The following is a 741-nucleotide window of genomic DNA, read 5'->3' as shown; positions in this document are numbered from 1 at the left end:
CCTGCACCTGGTCTATCAACCCATCATGAGCGCTCGTCAGGGGCAACTGCTCGGCACCGAGGTGCTCTGCCGCTGGAGCGATGACGAGCTGGGCCCCGTCTCACCCGAGGAGTTTATCCCCCTCGCCGAGTCCCTCGGCCTCATCGGTCGCCTCGGTTTGCAGGTGATGCGACGCGCCTGTGCCCAGCTTGCCCGCTGGCAGCCGCATCACCCCGGGCTGCTGCTCTCGGTCAATCTCTCGCCACTGCAATTTCGTCATCCGGGGCTCTGCCGCGAGCTGCGCCGCATCACCGACGAGAGCGGGCTGTCGACCAGTCGGCTGGAGCTGGAGATCACCGAGAGCGTGCTGATGGAGAATGCCGAGGAGATAGACAGCAACCTGCGACAGTTGCTGGCCGCCGGCTTCTCGCTGGCCATCGACGACTTCGGTACCGGCTACTGCTCGCTCGCCTATCTCTCCCGTCTCAAGGTGCACAATCTGAAGCTGGATCGCAGCTTCATCCGCGAGTTGGAGAGCAACCCCACCACCACAGCCATCGTCCGCTCTGTGATTGGGTTGGCTCAGGAGCTGGGGATCCAGATCACGGCAGAGGGAGTCGAAACCGAGGCCCAGCGCGACTGGCTCACGGTCGCAGGCTGCCAGCGCCTGCAAGGATACCTGTTCAGCCCTCCCCTGCCGCCGGAAGCGTTCGCCGAGCGCTTCCTCTCAGGCGCAGAAAACCAAGAGGCCGCTCATTGAGC

Annotated in this window: 1 protein-coding gene; it reads left to right on the top strand. The window is 64.5% G+C overall.

The genetic code is table 11. From position 1 onward, the window contains the following. A partial coding sequence (locus BN1121_RS03380; RefSeq protein WP_156139386.1) for an EAL domain-containing protein occupies nt 1–739 on the top strand: 739 nt, incomplete at its 5' end. Between the last annotated feature and the right edge of the window lie 2 nt (nt 740–741).

This window comes from Aeromonas diversa CDC 2478-85 (assembly GCF_000819805.1).
In the GTDB taxonomy this organism is placed as follows: Bacteria; Pseudomonadota; Gammaproteobacteria; order Enterobacterales; family Aeromonadaceae; genus Aeromonas; species Aeromonas diversa.
The sequence above is the reverse complement of the archived record's forward strand: the minus strand, read 5'-3'. Positions and strand labels throughout refer to the sequence as shown.